Annotated in this window: 19 protein-coding genes; 1 reads left to right on the forward strand and 18 read right to left on the reverse strand. The window is 39.4% G+C overall.

Translation table 11 applies throughout. The features are described 5' to 3' along the window. Positions 1 to 15: 15 nt before the first annotated feature. The gene (locus BN1082_RS02015) at positions 16 to 1,701 is read right to left on the reverse strand and encodes a DAK2 domain-containing protein (protein WP_090630138.1); all 1,686 of its coding nucleotides are present in this window, start codon (positions 1,699 to 1,701) and stop codon (positions 16 to 18) included. A gap of 15 nt (positions 1,702 to 1,716) precedes the next feature. Continuing rightward, entirely contained in the window at positions 1,717 to 2,079 is a 363-nt protein-coding gene (locus tag BN1082_RS02020; RefSeq protein ID WP_090630140.1) for an Asp23/Gls24 family envelope stress response protein, read from the reverse strand. Between the two features lie 291 nt (positions 2,080 to 2,370). Between BN1082_RS02020 and rpmB the strand changes: the two genes are divergently transcribed. After that, complete coding sequence (gene rpmB, locus BN1082_RS02025; protein WP_090630142.1) at positions 2,371 to 2,559, forward strand: 50S ribosomal protein L28; 189 nt, start codon at positions 2,371 to 2,373, stop codon at positions 2,557 to 2,559. 392 nt (positions 2,560 to 2,951) lie between these two features. Here rpmB and spoVM read toward each other — a convergent pair whose 3' ends face one another. The 16 genes from spoVM to BN1082_RS02115 all read right to left on the reverse strand — a co-directional run bounded on the left by spoVM (position 2,952) and on the right by BN1082_RS02115 (position 19,145). Beyond that, entirely contained in the window at positions 2,952 to 3,035 is an 84-nt protein-coding gene (gene spoVM, locus BN1082_RS02030) for a stage V sporulation protein SpoVM (protein ID WP_090630146.1), read from the reverse strand. A 95-nt stretch (positions 3,036 to 3,130) separates the two neighbouring features. Beyond that, a complete protein-coding gene (locus BN1082_RS02035) occupies positions 3,131 to 3,778 on the reverse strand; it encodes a thiamine diphosphokinase (protein ID WP_090630148.1) in 648 nt (215 codons plus the stop codon). A 337-nt stretch (positions 3,779 to 4,115) separates the two neighbouring features. Then, positions 4,116 to 4,760 carry a ribulose-phosphate 3-epimerase gene (gene rpe / locus BN1082_RS02045; protein ID WP_090630152.1) on the reverse strand — a complete coding sequence of 215 codons (645 nt, stop codon included), beginning with the start codon at positions 4,758 to 4,760 and terminating at the stop codon, positions 4,116 to 4,118. A gap of 2 nt (positions 4,761 to 4,762) precedes the next feature. Further along, complete coding sequence (gene rsgA / locus BN1082_RS02050) at positions 4,763 to 5,644, reverse strand: ribosome small subunit-dependent GTPase A (RefSeq protein WP_090630155.1); 882 nt, start codon at positions 5,642 to 5,644, stop codon at positions 4,763 to 4,765. Positions 5,645 to 5,950: 306 nt separating this feature from the next. Beyond that, positions 5,951 to 7,927 carry a Stk1 family PASTA domain-containing Ser/Thr kinase gene (gene pknB, locus BN1082_RS02055; RefSeq protein WP_090630158.1) on the reverse strand — a complete coding sequence of 659 codons (1,977 nt, stop codon included), beginning with the start codon at positions 7,925 to 7,927 and terminating at the stop codon, positions 5,951 to 5,953. 5 nt (positions 7,928 to 7,932) lie between these two features. Further along, the gene (locus BN1082_RS02060; protein ID WP_090633088.1) at positions 7,933 to 8,682 is read right to left on the reverse strand and encodes a Stp1/IreP family PP2C-type Ser/Thr phosphatase; all 750 of its coding nucleotides are present in this window, start codon (positions 8,680 to 8,682) and stop codon (positions 7,933 to 7,935) included. Positions 8,683 to 8,687: 5 nt separating this feature from the next. Then, positions 8,688 to 9,779 (reverse strand): dual-specificity RNA methyltransferase RlmN, encoded by a 1,092-nt coding sequence (rlmN, locus tag BN1082_RS02065; RefSeq protein WP_090633090.1) that lies wholly within the window; start codon positions 9,777 to 9,779, stop codon positions 8,688 to 8,690. Positions 9,780 to 9,826: 47 nt separating this feature from the next. Continuing rightward, entirely contained in the window at positions 9,827 to 11,173 is a 1,347-nt protein-coding gene (gene rsmB / locus BN1082_RS02070) for a 16S rRNA (cytosine(967)-C(5))-methyltransferase RsmB (protein WP_090630160.1), read from the reverse strand. 1 nt (position 11,174) lies between these two features. Continuing rightward, a complete protein-coding gene (gene fmt / locus BN1082_RS02075; RefSeq protein WP_090630163.1) occupies positions 11,175 to 12,119 on the reverse strand; it encodes a methionyl-tRNA formyltransferase in 945 nt (314 codons plus the stop codon). Then, on the reverse strand, positions 12,116 to 12,601 hold the full coding sequence (gene def / locus BN1082_RS02080; RefSeq protein WP_090630165.1) for a peptide deformylase: 486 nt from the start codon (positions 12,599 to 12,601) through the stop codon (positions 12,116 to 12,118). The genes fmt and def overlap by 4 nt, the downstream gene beginning before the upstream one ends. A 475-nt stretch (positions 12,602 to 13,076) precedes the next feature. Continuing rightward, complete coding sequence (gene priA / locus BN1082_RS02090; protein WP_090630172.1) at positions 13,077 to 15,488, reverse strand: primosomal protein N'; 2,412 nt, start codon at positions 15,486 to 15,488, stop codon at positions 13,077 to 13,079. After that, a complete protein-coding gene (coaBC, locus tag BN1082_RS02095) occupies positions 15,475 to 16,695 on the reverse strand; it encodes a bifunctional phosphopantothenoylcysteine decarboxylase/phosphopantothenate--cysteine ligase CoaBC (RefSeq protein WP_090630176.1) in 1,221 nt (406 codons plus the stop codon). The genes priA and coaBC overlap by 14 nt, the downstream gene beginning before the upstream one ends. 406 nt (positions 16,696 to 17,101) lie before the next feature. Next, positions 17,102 to 17,317 carry a DNA-directed RNA polymerase subunit omega gene (rpoZ, locus tag BN1082_RS02100; RefSeq protein WP_090630178.1) on the reverse strand — a complete coding sequence of 72 codons (216 nt, stop codon included), beginning with the start codon at positions 17,315 to 17,317 and terminating at the stop codon, positions 17,102 to 17,104. Position 17,318: 1 nt separating this feature from the next. Continuing rightward, complete coding sequence (gmk, locus tag BN1082_RS02105) at positions 17,319 to 17,933, reverse strand: guanylate kinase (RefSeq protein WP_090630181.1); 615 nt, start codon at positions 17,931 to 17,933, stop codon at positions 17,319 to 17,321. A gap of 10 nt (positions 17,934 to 17,943) precedes the next feature. Continuing rightward, positions 17,944 to 18,207: an extracellular matrix/biofilm regulator RemA gene (remA, locus tag BN1082_RS02110; protein ID WP_090630182.1), complete on the reverse strand. Its 264-nt coding sequence runs from the start codon at positions 18,205 to 18,207 to the stop codon at positions 17,944 to 17,946. A 62-nt stretch (positions 18,208 to 18,269) separates the two neighbouring features. After that, positions 18,270 to 19,145: a YicC/YloC family endoribonuclease gene (locus tag BN1082_RS02115; RefSeq protein WP_090630184.1), complete on the reverse strand. Its 876-nt coding sequence runs from the start codon at positions 19,143 to 19,145 to the stop codon at positions 18,270 to 18,272. Positions 19,146 to 19,230: the final 85 nt, after the last annotated feature.

Raw genomic sequence — 19,230 nt, forward strand, 5'->3', positions numbered from 1 at the left:
TATTTTATCTATTCCTTATTCAATTGCAAAGATAAAAGAATATAATGGCTGCTGTCCATTATGTATTTCAACTTCAACATCAGTAAAGTTTTCTTCAACAAATTGAGCAACTGTCTTTACTTCTTCATCTGAAACGTCCTCGCCATAAAGGATTGTTAAAATTTCAGAATCCTCATCGAGCATTTTTAAAAGTAAATCTTTTGCAGCTTTTATCATATCTTTATCTTTAATAACAATTTTCCCTTCGGCAATCCCCATGAAATCATCTTTCTCGATTTCCAAACCATCAATTTGGGTGTCACGAACCGCAAAGGTGATTTGCCCTGTTTTCACATTGTTTAATGCTTCGATCATGGCAGTTTTATTCGCTTGAACATCTCCAGCCGGATTAAATGCCAATAGTGCAGATAAACCTTGCGGAACCGTTTTAGAGGGGATAACATAAATTTCCTCATCTTCCGTTACTTCCGCTGCTTGGTTTGCTGCCATAATAATGTTTTTGTTATTTGGCAAAATAAATACCTTTTTGGCATTTACTTCTTTGACTGCTTTAATGATATCCTCTGTGCTCGGATTCATTGTCTGCCCGCCTTCAATGACTGCTTGCGCCCCGATACTTTTAAATAAATTAGCAATTCCTGGTCCCATTGACACAGTGACAATTCCATATTCCTGCTTTTCATTAGGACGTTCCTTCAAATCGGTAACTAATGGCGTCTTTGTTTCTCCGACAATATTTGAATGCTGCTGGCGCATGTTTTCAATTTTCATATTGATTAAGCTGCCATACCGCTGGCCATATGTTAAGACATTGCCAGGCTGTTCTGAGTGAATATGAACCTTAACCACATCTTCATCCGCAATCACAAGTAGAGAATCTCCAAATCCACTTAGGTCATTCCGGAATACTTCCTCTTTAAAGGGATGCTTGGCAATTTTATCTTGTTCAAACTTCACCATAAATTCCGTGCAATATCCAAATACAATATCTTCAGTATGGATATGGCCCTGGACATTTTTATGATGCTCTGCACTTACTAATTCATCCATTGTAGGAAGGTAAGCAGGTGAATCAGGTAGCTTTTCACCTTTTAATTCAGCTAAGAAGCCCTCATAAACAAATACAAGACCTTGTCCACCGCTATCCACAACGCCTACCTCTTTTAAAACAGGCAGTAAGTCAGGTGTCCTCTTTAAGGAGGCTTTCGCTTCCTTTACTATTTCTTCCATAATTTCAATAAGATCATCTGATTGTTGGGCCGTTTGAACACCTTTTTTGGATGCATCCTTCGCAACAGTTAAAATGGTGCCTTCCACAGGTTTCATTACAGCTTTATAAGCGGTTTCAACTCCAAATTCAAATGCTGAAGCGAAATCCTTCGCATTAATGGAAGCCTTATTTTCTATCGATTTAGCAAAGCCGCGGAACAACTGGGAAAGAATGACACCTGAATTTCCGCGCGCCCCCATAAGTAAACCTTTTGATAAGGCCACTCCAACTTTACCGATATGTTCGTTAATATTATTTTTTACTTCCTTTGCCCCGGAAGTCATGGATAAATTCATATTTGTTCCGGTATCACCATCCGGTACAGGAAAAACGTTTAACGCATCCACCAATTTGGCATTTGCAGATAAATGATTCGCCCCCTGAATCACCATATCTGCAAAACGTTTTCCATCTAATGCTCTAATTGACACGAGCCTTCCTCCTTACTACGGGTTCGTCACACGAACACCTTGAACGTAAATATTTACTGAGTCAACGGCAAGTCCAACAGTCTTATCGAGTGTGTATTTTACCTTTGATTGCACATTGTGAGCAACCTCGGAAATTTTCGTTCCATAGCTGACGATTATATACATATCAATATGTATTGCTTCATTTTCTTGGCGGACAATGACTCCGCGGGTGAAATTTTCCCGACGTAAAATTTCTGTTAGACCGTCTTTTATTTGATTTTTAGAAGCCATACCGACAATTCCATAACAATCGATTGCTGCTCCTCCAGCGATGGTAGCGATTACTTCGTTCGAAATATCAATTTGTCCGTACTTTGTTTTTAATTCAATGGACATGAATCGTTCCCCCTTTGGAATATGCTCCTTGACTACAGTCATTTTACTATAGTCTTGACAAATAAGAAAGTCATACTTGTTTGTATACTATTTGAACACCATTAACTGATGTCAAGGTATTTTTCTTGAAAGCTTTTATTCCACCTATTGCATTCCATTAACTTGTATGATAAATTATTAAGGTATCTTTAAGCAGAAATATGGCCATGCCATTTTTCTTTACAGATGTACCATCTGAATTTAATGAAAAATGCAGCATAAAGCTTTTGGTAGTTAAGGAGGGAAATCAATATGCCACGTAAATGTGTTATAACTGGTAAAAAAACGACAACTGGTAATTCACGTTCTCGCTCTATGATCGCAAGCAAGCGTACATGGGGTGCAAACCTTCAAAAAGTACGTATTCTTGTAGATGGTAAACCTAAACGTGTTTGGGTTTCTGCAAGAGCGTTAAGATCTGGTAAAGTAGAACGCGTTTAAATGACTCGAGCACTCAAAATTGGGTGCTCTTTTCTTTTTTTTGGCTGTGTTAAACTTGCCAGTTGATTTGCAGCATCCGCGGGCGTTCCGGGGAGCCTCCTCGGCACTTAAGCGCCTGTGGGGTTTCCCCTGCCCCGTACTCCCGCAGGACGTTGAATCAGCATCTTTGAATCTACACCGCACGAAGGAAATGCGATAGCATTTTCGAGAATCTCGCGCCTTCCGCTCCAATTAACATAGTTTCAAAAATCAACAATGACCTTTAACACAGGCTTTTTTTGAGGATGTTTACTTTTCATTTATTCTTATTCTTTCCCAATTATACGAAAATAAAAAGCACCCTCATTTCGGGTGCCATTAAATGAACATTTACATTATGTTGGGGCTAATATTTATTCGCCCTTCTTAAAAACCCCTATCATCGCTCGGACAAGACCACCTAAAAATCTCGGCAGTTTAATTGTATAGAATTTCATAATGCCCCTCCTCACCGTCTTTCACACATATCCACTTTTTTGTTTTCCCATACCATCATATTCAAACGAACAAAATCAGTTAATGATAAAACTTATTAATCGCGACTTCTTATCACTAATAATATGCCTTCGGAAAATGAAAAAGTACCATAATCACTTATAAGTTCATTACTAATACATAATGTGGAACCAATGGAAATATGACGATTTTTTAATGGATATTTAAATCCTTCGAGTGTGAGATCCGGGACTTCCTTAATAATCGGTATAAACGATATATATTTTTGGTTTTTCATTTTTGTTATTTTATGTTTTCCAGGAGCCTTTAAATAAAGCAGGTTAGAGCGGTCGATCAGACTGATATCGATAGGGAATTTTTTCAAAAGTTGAGGAATCAATAATTGAACATTGGCAAGAAAATGATCCAGTCTTCCTCCTGACGCACCGAATAAGCGGATGGCTTCAGGTTTTTGTTCCGTTGCCCAATTTAAGGCTAATTCCATGTCAGTTTCATTCTTTTCAGGCTGATACCGTTTCAGCTCTTTAACTTGACTTTCAATAAATTTTAATTCTTCTATTGTTACGGAATCAAAGTCTCCAAAGGCAATCGTTGGTTTAATACCTCTTTTTAATAAATTGAAAACACCTCTATCTACGCCTACCCAGCTAGCTTGATCTTCATTGTAATCGTTTAAATTCGGCAGCAGATCCTCTGGTCCTCCTGCAACAATATTGATGATCATAAAATACTCCTTTCTTTATAGGAAAGAGGGTGTCCTAAAAGTATAAACTTTAAGGGCACCCTCTTTTTATTAATGGTCTGTTAAACTTGGCTGTTGATTTCCGCTCTAGTGGCGGTACGGGGAGCCTCCTCGGCGCTATTGCGCCTGCGGGGTCTCCCCTGCCCCGTACTCCCGCAGGACATTGAATTACATCCTTGAATCCGCCCACGCACGAAGGAAATGCGATAGCATTTTCGAGGAGTCGAACGCCTTCCGCTCCAATCAACATAGCGGAAAATTTATCATGACCTTTGCACATATAGTGGTGCCTGACACCTTTTGGGACAACCTCTTATCTCTATCCTCTGATTAACGAAATGGCTTTTGCATAATCCTCTTGGTTATAAATGGCAGAACCTGCCACTAAAACGGTCGCACCTGCTTCTATGCAATGCTTAGCTGTTTCCGGATTGACGCCGCCATCGATTTCTATTTCAATGTCTAACCCTTTATTCTCAGCCATTTCCTTTACCGCTTTTATTTTTGGCAGTGCCTCTGGAATGAATTTTTGACCTCCAAAACCAGGATTTACTGACATTAATAAAACCATTTCTACATCAGCAATAATATGCTGGATTGTATCAACTGGAGTAGCAGGATTTAACACCACTCCTGCTTTCACTCCAAATGATTTAATAAGTTGAATGGTCCGGTGAAGATGACGGCATGCTTCAACGTGCACGGTTATAATATCAGCGCCTGCTTTTGCGAATGCTTCAATATAATGGTCTGGATTCTCAATCATCAGATGCACATCAAGAGGCAATTTGGTGATCGGACGAATTGCTTCAACAATAAGTGGACCTATCGTAATATTCGGTACAAAATGACCGTCCATTACATCGACATGTATATAATCCGCGCCTCCTTTTTCTACTTCTACAATCTCACTCCCCAATTTTGCGAAATCGGCTGAAAGTATGGAAGGTGCAATTTTTACCATATTTAATACCTCGGCTTTCTATCCTTAATTTCCTGTAAAAAATCTAAATAATGTTCATATCGGTACTTTGGAATTTCCCCGGCCTCTAAAGCTGCTTTAACACCACATTTTGGCTCACTTAGGTGCAGGCAGCCGCGAAATTTACAGTTTTCACTAGCTTTCGTCATTTCCGGAAAACAAAATGTTAAATCTTCCGCTTCTAAATTAGTAAATTCCAATGAACTAAAGCCAGGAGTATCGGCAACAAGACCGTTTCCGATACTAATTAATTCAACATGACGAGTCGTATGCTTCCCTCTCCCTAAATGCGTGGAAATGCCACTTGTTTTCAATTCTAAATCAGGGCGAATTGCATTCAATAGAGAGGACTTTCCTACACCCGATTGCCCTGCGAAGACAGATATTCTATTTTCTATATGCGGGTACAGTTGTTCGATTCCTGTAGCCGTTTCTGATGAGGTTAACACGACCTCATAACCTGCTTTTCGATACTGCTCACTGTACTCTGAAATCGCAACCAATTGGTCATGATTGGTTAAATCGATTTTCGTAATACAAATAAGGGGCTTAATATGATTGAATTCTATCAATACAAGAAAACGATCTAATAGCAATGTACTGAAATCAGGTTCAACTGCTGAAAAAACTAGGATGGCTTGGTCAACATTAGCTATAGGCGGACGGACCAGTTCATTTTTGCGTTCCTTTATTTCTAATATATACCCTTCTAAGTCATTTTCAGCCTGGAAAACCACCTCATCGCCAACAAGCGGAGTTATTTTATTTTTTCGAAAAATCCCTCTACCACGACACTGAATTGTCTCTCCGTTATGAAGCACATAATAAAATCCACTTAATGCTTTTATTATTTTTCCTTCAGGCATAGCTTCACTCCTTACATTAAAGCATAAAAAATCGATTGAACTGATCTTTTTCTTTGGCTGTGCATAAACTTGGCTGTTGATTAGAGCTCCAGGCGCTTCGCTTTCCGCGGGCGTTCCGGGGAGCCTCCTCGGCGCTTAGCGCCTGTGGGGTCTCCCCGCCCTGTACTCCCGCAGGACGTTGAATCAGCATCTTTGAATCAACACCGCACGAAGGAAATGCGATAGCATTTTCGAGGATCTCGCGCCTTCCGCTCCAATCAAGATAGTTTCAAAAATCAACAATGCCCTTTTACACAGCCTATTCTTTTAACTGTCAGAATAATTCTTTGTTTCATCCATTACAACCTTTTGGTCCACTTGAACTCTGTAACCAGCTTTTTTACCATATGGAATCAAAAGCTTGATTTGATATTTTTTATTATCAGTTATATAAAAAGTATCCGCAGGGTTTGTCATGGTATGATTCATATCATCAATGTAAATTTGCACCAATTGTTTATGGTCTGGATTCGCTGCTGCTGCTGTTGGATCGTAAGGTATCGTTATATCCTGGATCACTTCTTTAGGTGGAAAATCCTGCTTTCCTTTAGAAATGATGACAGAAATCTGATCTCCCTTTTTCATTTCAGTTCCTGCAGCTGGAGTTTGGGAAATGACATTACCTGTTGGAATTGTATCACTATATTGCTGTTGTGAAGTATCTAAAGTGAGACCAACAGAAGCTACATAATCCTGAGCACTTTTCACACTATATTGTGTGAGATCCTTTAGAACAATTTTTGTAGGGCCTTTACTCACTTTAAACTCTAATACTGTATCCTCCGGAACGATTTTTTGACCACCAGCTGGATTTTGGCTGATAATCGTTCCAGGGTCACTATCATCATTTACTTCTTCCTTCTTTATGTCTTTAAAATTTTGATTGACCAATAAGGGAAATACATCATCATATAGGCGCCCCACATAATCAGATATTTCAACTTTTTCTTTTCCGCTACTAACATAGAGATTTATTTTTGTATTTTCTTTAACGATGTTCCCGGCTACAGGATCTGTCTTGATTACATGATCTTTTTTTACAGTATCATCTGACATCTCAATTTTTTTTCCAGGTTGAATACCTTTTAATTTGAGCTTTGAAATAGCATCGTCTACGGTCATACCGCTCACATCAGGAATTTTAACATTTTTAACTGAAAATAAACCTGGAAAAACTGTAAAAGTTGATATGGCAAGAATCACTAATAATATAAAAGTAGAAACTAAAACAATCGGCCACTTTTTCCGTTTTGGTTTAGTTTTTTCCTTTTTGGGAGAACTCTTTTTGTCATTATTATTTTTATCATTACTATGCACTAATGTTTCATCAAGATTCTTATTGATGTGGTCATCAGTTATAACGGGAATAGCCTTTGTCGCCTCATCGTCATCTGGAATAGTAAATTTGGGCTCATGTAATCTTTCTGGATCAAGGGCTGTTCTTAAATCCTCTTCCATTTCATCGACATTATTATAGCGATGGAACGGATCTTTAGCAGTTGCTTTTAGTACAATATTTTCAACACTTTGCGGAACATTCGGATTCCATCTTCTAACAGAAGGCGTTTCCGATTGGAGATGCTTTAAAGCAATCGAAACAGCAGATTCCCCTGAAAAAGGTAGTCTCCCTGTTAATAACTCGAACATGACAATTCCCAATGAATAAATATCCGACTTCCTAGTGGCCATGCCGCCTCGTGCTTGTTCAGGAGATAAATAATGGACTGAGCCCAGAACAGAATTAGTTTGCGTAATGCTTGTTGCACTTAGTGCCATCGCGATTCCAAAATCGGTGATTTTCACATTTCCATTTAAGTCAATCAAAATATTATGTGGCTTAATATCGCGGTGGATAATATGGTTTTGATGGGCATGGGAAATAGCAGAAGTTAACTGCTTCATGATCTCAACCACTTGTTCAACCCTTATTGGTGAATTTTGTTGTATGTACTGTTTTAATGTTTGACCCTCAACATATTCCAATACAATATAATAAAGGTCATTTTCTTCGCCAACATCATAAATATTTACGATATTCGGGTGAGCCAAGCTCGTAGCAGATTGTGCTTCTCGATGGAACCTCCTGATAAATTCCTCATCATCTGCAAAGTCGAGGCGTAGCATTTTAACGGCAACATCCCGATCCAAAATCATATCATGGGCCAAGTAGACATTTGCCATCCCGCCTCCGCCTAGTATATCGAGGATTTTATAGCGGTCGCTTATTCTTTTCCCAATTATCACAGTGTTCACCCTCTTTCAATTTCATCATCGAATTCTATGATGATTAGGGTGATATTGTCTTCGCCCCCATTTTCATTTGCTATTTTAATTAATAAGGTTGCTTTTTCCTCAAGCGATGAATCATTTGTTAGGATTGCCATCATTTCTTTCTCAGTGACCTTGTTTGAAAGTCCGTCAGAACACAAAAGAAGGTAATCCCCAGATTCAAGCATAATGGTTTTGACATCAATTTTGATGTCTACTTCTGTCCCAATTGCCCGTAAAATAACATTTTTTCTAGGATGGTGCTCTGCATCTTCTTTTGAAATTTGTCCCGTTCGGACTAATTCATTAACAAGCGTGTGATCTTCTGTTAATTGATGAAATCCGGTATCATTTAATATGTAACAGCGGCTATCACCGACGTGCGCAATGGTGGTAAATTGATTGGTGACAATCACGGCTTCAATGGTTGTTCCCATTCCTTCGCATTCACTGTTATTGAGGGAATGTTCTAATAACAAGCTATTTACTTCATAAATATTGTCTTTCAGCCATTTTTCTGCTTCATCAGCTGTCGTAAGTCCTTCTGTTTGCTCCCACTTTTCTTGTAGGTGTGCAATCGTCATACCACTCGCTACTTCACCGGCACGGTGACCACCCATGCCATCAGCTACGATGGCAAGGCAATGTCCGTCCCGGTTAACAAAAATTCCCCCATTATCCTCGTTATTTAAGCGGATTCTCCCACAGTCCGATTTAAATATAGTCTTCACTTTTGTCACCTCGTCTCTTCTTTCCGCTCCTTTGCACGAAGTTGTCCACATGCTGCATCGATGTCATGGCCGTGCTCTCGGCGAATTGTTACATTAATTCCGTGTTTTTTAAGGGCTTTTTCGAACGCAAAAATTTTGTCTTTTGGTGTTCGTACATAATCCCGTTCAGGGACATAATTCACAGGGATTAAGTTCACATGACATTTCAATCCCTTTAGCAATACTGCTAATTCCTCGGCATGTTCAACAGAATCATTCACTCCACCGAAAAGACCATATTCAAAGCTTATTCGACGCCCCGTCTTATCGATATAATACCTTACTGCTTTCATTAAGTCATCAAGTTTATAAGCTTTATTGATTGGCATTAACCTTGATCTTAATTCTGTATTCGGAGCATGAAGGGATATAGCGAAATTAATTTGCATATTTTCATCGGCAAATTGATAGATTTTGGGAACGATTCCACTTGTCGATACTGTGATATGCCGAGCACCAATATTAAGTCCTGTATCATAGTTAATGATTTTTAAAAATGACAGCATATTGTCGTAATTATCAAAAGGTTCACCAATTCCCATGATGACGACTGAGCTGACACGTTCATCCGTTTCATCAAGGGCTTGCTGCACCGTCACAACCTGTGCCACAATTTCACCAGCTTCAAGGTGTCTTTTTAACCCCCCAAGAGTTGAAGCACAAAACGTGCAGCCAATCCGGCAGCCAACCTGTGTAGTAACGCAAACAGAGTTACCGTAATCATGCCTCATCAAAACTGTTTCAATTGAATAGCCATCAAATAGCTCAAATAGAAATTTGATGGTTCCGTCTGAAGAGGTTTGCTTTATTACTGTTTTTAAGGTTGTTAATTCAAAATGATTGGATAATTTGTCACGTAAGCTTTTAGATAAATTACTCATTTCTTCAAAGGTAGAAATTCTTTTTTTATAAAGCCAATCATAAATTTGTTCGGCCCGAAATGGCTTTTCACCATTTTCTGATAACCAATCTTTTAATTGTTGCAGCTGCAATGAATAAATGGATGTTTTCTTAGAATCATTTTCTGACTTCGTCTCAGTTGTATTTAATTGCTCCAACATTAACACCTTCTTTCTATTATCTTGCTCAGCTCCTGACAAGGCGCTTACGCTTTTCTTAATACTGCCATATAAAAACCGTCAGATCCAAAGTCCTGAGGAAAAATTTGCAGATCAAAACCTGTAATGAGAGGCTGAACCGCCTCAGGCATGCGATTTTTAAACAAGTCATCCCCTTCAAATTGAGGATTCTCTTGCAAAAACAATTGTACTGTCTTTTCGTTTTCCTCTTTATCAACAGTACAAGTACTGTAGACAAGAATTCCACCTTTTTTTAGTAATGGCGCAACAGCTGTTAGCAGCTTATGTTGAATACCGCTTAAGCGAGTAATATCTTCTTCATGTTTAGTATATTTCAAATCAGGCTTTCGTCTCATTACACCAAGTCCCGAGCACGGAGCATCAAGTAATATCCGGTCAAATGATTCTTGACTAAACTTTTCTCCTGAGATTCTTGCATCCATCGCAAACGTTTGGATAGTTTTTAGTCCTAGTCGACGAGCATTGTCATTGATTAATTTTACTTTGTGTTCATGCAAATCAAGCGATATCACTTCACCTGAATTGCCCATTTTTTCAGCGATATGGGTGCTTTTTCCGCCAGGAGCTGCACAAGCATCGAGTACTTTTTCATGTTCTTTTACACCTAGTGCGTAAGAAACGAGCATCGAGCTTTCATCCTGAATTGTCAAAAATCCTTGTTTAAAGGCTTGGGAATTGGCTAAATTCCCTTTTAATGAACGAATGGCCTCTGGAATAATAGGACTTTTTTCGATTTGAAAACCTTCTTCCTCAAGAAGGGCGATACAATCATCTCTCGTTGTCTTCGTGAGATTGGCTCTAGCTGTTTGCAGAGGAGCCGTTACATTCATTTCAACCATTTCTTTCGTTCTTGCAAAACCAAATTGGCTGACCCATCTATTTACAAGCCACTCTGGGTGGCTTGTTTCGATCGACAGCCTTTCGATCGGATCAACTATTTCCTCCAAAGATGGCAGTCCCTCTCTTTGAATACTTCTTAAAACTCCGTTCACAAGGCTAGCAATCCCTTTGTGACCGCGTTTTTTTGCAATTTCAACTGCTTCGAAAATCGCTGCTCTATCGGGGATTTTATCAAGGTACACCATTTGATAAAGAGTAAGTCTAAGTAAGTGGAGTACCCAGCTTTCCAATTTTTTTGTATTATTAATGAATGGTTTTAAAAAATAATCAAGGGCCAGTCGTCTTTGCAGCGTACCATATGTTAATTCTGTCAGTAAGCCAATATCTTTTTTAGGTAATTGATTTTTTTCAATCGAATGATGCAGCAATAAGTTGCTGTAAGATTGATTTTTTTCAATCGATTCAAGAAGATCCATGGCAGTTTCACGGACATTTTTCCTTGATGAATTCATGTTAGTCTCCTAATTTGCATCCTATTGTCATTTTTGAACCAGAGCCCCTTAAAAATTCCTCACTCATCATCTTCGTCTTGCCTGATGGCTGCAGTTCTGTAATCTTTATAGCAGTATCATTCCCTGTACCAACGATAAAACCATCTGGTTCAATTTTAAAGATGGTACCAGGCACCTCATTTTTCAAGCCGGGGACTTTTTCAGCTTGCCAAACCTTCATAACCTGTCCGCCTATTGTTGTAAATGCAACCGGCCACGGATTTAATCCGCGAATATGATTGAATATTTCCTCACCGGTTTTCATCCAATCGATTTTTTCTTGTTCCCGTTTAATGTTTGCTGCAAATGTTGCTTTGTCATGATTTTGCGGTATCGGTGTAAGTTTTCCCTCCAACAAAAGCGGCAAGGTATCTTTTAACAGGTTTGCACCAGCTAGACTTAATTTATCATGCATGGTACCGACATTATCCTCATCCGTGATCGCTACTTCAACATTCGTTAGCATATCACCTGCATCTAATTTTTCAACCATATACATGATTGTAACACCCGTTTTCTTTTTCCCTTGCATGATCGCATAGTGAATCGGTGCGCCGCCGCGCAACTCTGGGAGCAAAGAAGCATGAACATTAATACAGCCGTATTTAGGAGCATCTAACAATTCCTTCGGTAGTATTTGGCCATACGCAGCGGTGACAATTATATCCGGATGTAACGCAAGAATTTTTTCAAGTTCCCCTTTTTCACGGATTTTTTCCGGCTGATAAACTGGGATACCATGTTTTACAGCTTCAACCTTAACCGGAGGAGGAGTTAAAACCTTTTTTCTGCCAACCGGACGATCAGGCTGAGTAACTACTCCGATTACATCATAGCCATCTTCGATGATTTGCCGTAATATTGGAACTGAAAAATCGGGTGTCCCCATAAAAATAATTTTTGTCATTCATTTTCCTCTCCTTTTAATTCTTCCGGTTCAAGGTATCTATTTACTTTTGACGTGAATAGAATTCCATCAAGATGATCAATTTCGTGTTGAATTGCTCTTGCTAAGAATTCTTCCGCTTCAAGGATATACTTCTTACCTTTTCGGTTGTAGGCTTCTATTTTCACATAATTAGGTCTTGTGACTTCTCCGTATAGATCAGGGAAGCTTAAACACCCTTCCGGACCTGTTTGTTCTCCGGATGTTTCTAGGATACGTGGATTAATCATTTCAATTGTGCCCGATTCATCATCAATATCGACAAGGGCAATTCGTTCAGGGATGCCGATTTGCGGTGCCGCTAAGCCGACCCCATCAAATTCAATCATCGTATCGTACATATCATCAAGCAGTTTTCCAAGCTTACGATCAAACTTTGTTACTTCCCTGCAAGACTGCTCTAAAATATCAGCAGGGTAGTAAACGATCTTTCTAATTGCCAAAACTTTTCCCCCATTTATGCCAGTTATATTTTTAATAGCATCATTTTTTTACTATTCATTTTCACCCAAAAAAACTAATCATAATCTATTAAGCTTTTATGATAAAGAAATAAAGCGTAAGCGCCTTGGTCAGCCTGCCTGCATCTCTGAATAATCTTCTTTGCAGGCATGCGACGAGCTGAACATAACTTCCTTGAATAACCTGTGGCGCAGGAGCAGCGTTCAGGGCTAGACGCTCCTCCGAAAAACTCACGTTTTTCGGCGTGCGAAGTACCGCTTTCGAAGCTTACTCTTATGGAGCTGGATAAACAGAAAAGCGGAAGCGCCTTGGTCAGGGGCGACTGGCATAAGACGAGCCGGCTTGAAGGTTGTTTTTTAACCTTCAGGACGGATTGGCTTATGACCCCGAGCCCCTAGGCGCTAGAGCTGGACAATTCTCGAAGTCAAATGAATAAATTATTATAATATAAGAAAATTACATTAAAATAAATGGATTTACATCAATAGATACTTGCAAGCCGCTTTTTGTATCTTTTTGATACTGATCAAGAATGGTCTTCAGTGTCCTTATCAGATTCGGTTCCCGCTTGTATTTTATCAAACATTGATACCGGTATCTATTATTAATCCTTGGGATTGGTGAAGCCGAAGGCCCAAGAATGACAGTTTCATTTGATAATTGTGACCGAATAAATGCGACTATTTTTTCCGTTTCCTTTACAGCCTTTAATAATTCTTCATGGCTTACAGTAATCAGGGATAAATAATAAAATGGCGGATAACGATGGGTTTTACGAACCATCATCTCACGATTATAAAAAAGGTCATAATCCTGCGTGCCAGCCAATTCAACACTGTAATGCTCAGGGGAATAGGTTTGGATAATAACCTCACCGGGCAATTCATGCCGACCTGCCCGCCCACTTACTTGTGTTAATAGCTGAAAGGTTTTTTCAGAAGAGCGGAAATCGGGCAAATGAAGCATAGTATCGGCAGAGAGTACACCTACCAACGTTATATTGGGAAAATCAAGTCCTTTTGCAATCATTTGTGTTCCTAAAAGGATATCTGCTTTTCCTTCCTGAAATTCCTTCAATAGCCGTTCATGTGATCCTTTTCTTCCAGTAGTATCTACGTCCATTCGGATCACTCTTGCTTCAGGCAGGATTTTTCCAAGCTCATCCTCCACCTTTTGTGTCCCAGTGCCAAAATAACGGATATATTCACTGGAACACTCAGGGCAACGTTTTGGAACCAACGATTCATAGCCACAATAATGGCATTTCATTTGTCCGCCTGCCCGGTGATAGGTTAAGGATATATCGCAATTGGGACAATTCATCACATAGCCACAGTCACGGCACATAACGAACGAAGAATGGCCACGTTTATTTAAAAATAAAACAGACTGCTCTTGCCGCTCGATTCTCTCCTTAAGCTTTTCAAACAATTTTCTTGAGAACATTGAGCGGTTTCCTTCGCGCAGCTCTTCTCGCATATCAATAATTTCAACAGAAGGAAGGGCTTGGTTATTCATTCGGGTAGGAAGCGTCAGCAAGTGATAAACCTTCTTTTGTGCCCTTGCAAAAGACTCAAGAGAAGGGGTCGCACTTCCTAGTACTACCGAACAGTTATAGTTTCTTGCTCGTTCAATCGCTACATCCCTAGCATGATAGCGAGGCATTTCCTCTTGTTTATAGCTTGTTTCATGCTCTTCATCAATAATAATAATTCCCAAATTTTCAAATGGAGCAAAAATGGCTGACCGGGCACCAACGACCACCTTCACTTCTCCTCGATGAATCTTTCTCCATTCATCGTATTTTTCACCTGCAGAAAGACCACTGTGCAATACGGCTACAAGGTCGCCGAACCTTCCTTTAAACCGATTTACCATTTGTGGTGTTAAGGAAATTTCCGGTACTAAGACAATAGCTTCTTGTCCTTTTTCAATCACGTTTTGGATGGATTGCAAATAGATTTCCGTTTTGCCGCTTCCGGTTACACCATAGAGCAAAAATACTTCATGCTCTCCCTTTTCAATGGAATGAAGAATAGGTGAAATGGCTGCTTTCTGTGCTTCTGACAATGGTAACGGCTTTGTTCGCTCAAACGTTCGATTGAGGTAAGGATCGCGATAAACCTCCATGTCTTCTTCAATAAGGATTTTTTTTTCAACTAAGGACTTAACCGTTGAAGCCGAAATCGATAGGTCTGAAAGCAGCTTCTTCAATTCAACAGGTTCATGATAAAGGACAAAATAAGTTAAAACCTCCTTTTGCTTCACCTGCCTACCAGTCATTTTCGCTATTTCCGCCGTTAATTCGGCTGCGGAAAGAAGTGGACGGACAAACTTTAACTTCTTTTTCTTTATTCTTTCCTTAACCTCATAATGAACTTCTAGCAGTCCATTTTCCGTCTCCTTTTTAAGTGCAGGAACAATCCCAAATTGCAATGCCTCATCCCAGGAAAGAGTCCTACCCTTCTGAAAAAATGGATGAAGGATAGGAGCTAAATCATTAACAGCCGCCCCAGAAGAGATCTTTATTTTCTTCTCATACTTCGCCTTTAATGCCGCTGGGAGCATCACTTGATAGGCAGAAATTTTAAAACAAAGGGTATGTTCAGTTAACCAGTCTCCAAGGTTTAACAATTCATGATTGAGGACGGGCTCAAGGTCCATCGGCTCTATAATCGCTTTTAAATTGTTAAAGTCAGATTCACTTTTGATTTCGGTTACAAATCCTTGAATATTTCTCGGACCAAATGGTATTACCACTCTCGTACCAGGTTGAATAATATCCGACCATTGTTCAGGAATCAGGTAATCAAAAGTTTTATCCGTTTGTTTCGCAGGCACATCGACAATCACACTAGCGATTTTCATTTTTTTCCAAATCCTTTAATAGAACAGAAATTTCATGTAAAATCTTGTCTGCCACTTCGTGTTTTGACATAAGCGGTAAAGGGACTGCTTCTCCATTCCGTTTATAAATTGTCACGATGTTTGTATCGGTGCCAAAGCCTGCCCCTTCAGTTTTCACATTGTTGGCTACAATCATATCGGCGTTTTTCGCCAGCAGCTTCTTTTTCGCATATTCTTCAACATTGTCGGTTTCCGCCGCAAATCCAACAAGTATTTGTTTACCTTTCCTTGCACCTAGCTCAAGTAAAATATCTTTTGTTCGTTCTAGTTCAATAAAGGTATCTCCAGATTGTTTTTTCACCTTATGATCATAGGCTGTTTTCGGACGGTAATCGGCTACCGCTGCCGTTTTAATCACGACATCAGCTGAAGCAAAAAATTGTAGGACGGCGTTATACATCTCCTCAGCACTTTCAACCTTCACAACCTCAACTCCGGTTGGTGCCGTTAATTGAACTGGTCCTGTTATTAACACAACACGGGCTCCAGAAGCTTTCGCTTTTTCGGCAAGGGCGTAGCCCATTTTTCCAGTTGAATGGTTAGAAATAAACCGAACTGGGTCAATTTTTTCCCGTGTTGGTCCAGCTGTGATGACAACTGTTTTACCTTTTAGCTCTAAGCTTTTTGACTGAAAAAAGTGTTCTATTACTTCTATGATTTTTTCTGGTTCCTCTAAACGGCCCTTTCCTACATATCCACAGGCCAGATACCCTTCACTTGGTTCAATAAATTGATAGCCATATTCGGCTAAAATTGCAAGATTCTTTTTTACAGTTGGATGGTCATACATGTGTACGTTCATTGCCGGAGCAATCCAAATAGGTGCAGTTGTAGCAAGTAAAGTCGTTGTAATCATATTATCAGCAATGCCATAAGTAAGCTTTGCGATCGTATTTGCTGTTGCCGGTGCAACCAGAACAAGGTCTGGCCAATCTGCGATGTTGATATGGGCAACGACACTTGGATCTTTTTCATCGAATGTATCTGTATATACTTCATTACGGGATAAAGCTTGAAAGGTCAATGGGGTAACAAATTTTGCTGCAGAATCGCTTAATAGTACCTTAACATGAGCACCCGCCTGGACAAGCTTGCTTGTCAGTGCTGCAGCCTTATATACCGCAATGCCCCCTGTAACACATAATAGAATTCTTTTATCCTTTAACATTTTGAACCCCCACTTCTAGTTCACTCATTCTTCCTTTTATTATGCTAGAATAGAACCAATTTTTCATCTTTTTCAGTTAATGTTTTACATATATACATTCTTTATAAAAGGCTGTGTTAAACTTGCCTGTTGATTTGCGCTCAAGAAGCGAGCATCCGCGGGCGTTCCGGGGAGCCTCCTCGGCGCTTAAGCGCCTGTGGGGTCTCCCCTGCCCCATACTCCCGCAGGACGTTGAATTAGCTTCTTCGAATCTACACCGCGCGAAGGAAATGCGATAGCATTTTCGAGGATCTCGCGCCTTCCGCTCCAATCAACATAGTTTCAATAATCAACATTGACCTTCAACACAGCCTTAAATAAAAAAGGCTGACCAAATTGTCAGTCCTTCTTTCATCATTCATTTTAGTTACTCTGCTTGTGAGTCTCTTTTCGAAATACGGTACGTGAGTTCACCGCTATGAATTTCTTCTAATGCTTTACCAACATATTTAAAAGAAACATATTTAGGGAGCCTCTCATCATGGTCCTGCTGCATCAAGCGGGCACGTTTTGCCGCAACAGATACAAGTGAATATTTTGAGTCAATTTTCTCAAGTAATGAGTCAATCGAAGGATATAACATATTATTCAACCTCCAGCAATTTTTTATAGCGATGTTCAACGCGTACTCTACGACAGTGTTCTGCCATGACAATGGCCTTTACACGCTCACAGGCGAGTTCGACTTGATCATTTTCTACAACGTAGTCATATAATTCCATCATTTCGATTTCTTCCCGAGCAGTCAGCATCCGGTTATGGATAATTTCCTCTGTTTCTGTCCCTCTTGTCACAATCCGATTCTTTAATTCTGAAAGACTTGGTGGCATAAGGAAGATAAATAAGCCTTCAGGAAACTTTTCGCGAACCTGCTTGGCCCCTTTTACTTCAATTTCTAAGAAGACATCTTTGCCTTCATCTAAGGTTTTTCTTACATAATCAACAGGAGTTCCGTAGTAATTCCCTACGAATTCTGCATACTCTAAAAGCTTCCCTTGCTGAATTAATTCTTCAAATTCTGCTCGAGATTTGAAAAAATAATCAACTCCATCTACTTCTCCCTCTCGAGGTGAACGAGTGGTCATCGAAATGGAGTATTCAAATGCTGTATCCGGATGGGAAAATATCTCTTTTCGAACCGTTCCTTTTCCAACCCCAGATGGGCCGGAAAGGACAATAAGCAATCCCTTTTCTTGCATTTAAAAAATCCTACCCTTCATCAATAATCTCTTCACGGTCAGCAAATCGATGGGCAACCGTTTCAGGCTGGACAGCAGATAAAATGACATGATCACTATCCATTACTATGACTGCACGTGTACGTCTCCCGTACGTTGCATCAATTAATGACCCCCGATCCCGAGCATCTTGGATAATTCTTTTTATCGGAGCAGATTCAGGGCTGACAATTGAAATAATGCGATTAGCAGAAACAATATTTCCAAAGCCAATATTAATCAATTTTATCGACATGACTATCATCCATTTCATCAATAATCTAGTTTGACCGTATCAAACCTTTTCTAAACCACAACCTATTCGATATTTTGCACCTGTTCCTTCAATTTCTCAAGTAAACTTTTAATTTCTACGACATTTTTAGCAATATTGGAATCATTTGCTTTTGATCCAATCGTGTTTACCTCTCTATTCATTTCCTGAACAAGAAAATCAAGCTTTCTTCCTATCGGTTCAGTATGGTCCAGTGTTTGGATGAACTGGTTGATATGGCTTTTTAATCTAGTTATTTCTTCATTTATATCCGCCTTATCGGCAAAAATAGCTACTTCAGTCAATATTCTTGACTCATCTAGTTGCCCAAGTAAAAACTCATTCAATTTCTTTGTTAATCTTTCTTTATATAATTGGGCAACAAGCGGTGCATGCCCTGTCAGCTCAAGTATATGTTTATTTATTTGTGATATGGATGCAAGTAAATCCTTTTCAAGCTCTTCCCCTTCCACTACTCTCATTTGTTTTAATGAAAGAGCAGCTTCCTCTACTGCAGTTAGTACTAAATTCTCCAATTCTTCATTGCCTGCTTCATTTTCTTCAATATGTATAAGTTCACTGCGATTAAGCAGGTCTTGAAGTGTTATCGTTCCATCAAGATGATATTTTTCCTGGGCTTTAATAATGAACTGATAATATTCTTCAATTAGCTGCCAATCAACATGGACTTTCCGAATGACAGGACTTTCTCCTTCAATACTTACAAAAACCTCAACCCTGCCACGACGGATATGTTGATTTAATTTTTTCCTTATTTTATCTTCTATTTTTATAAGCTGTCTAGGCAAACGAATATTCATTTCGTTAAAACGATGGTTTACCGTTTTTACTTCAATAATTACAGTAAAAGAGTCTGACTCTATTTTTGCTCTACCAAAACCCGTCATACTTATAACCATCATTTTCACTTCCGTTCTGCTAATCGGTCAATAATAAAAAATAAAAAGGTAATTGACGAAAGTCTAACTACCTTTTGGATTATAA

Source organism: Neobacillus massiliamazoniensis (assembly GCF_001048695.1).
GTDB classification, from domain to species: domain Bacteria; phylum Bacillota; class Bacilli; order Bacillales; family Cytobacillaceae; genus Neobacillus; species Neobacillus massiliamazoniensis.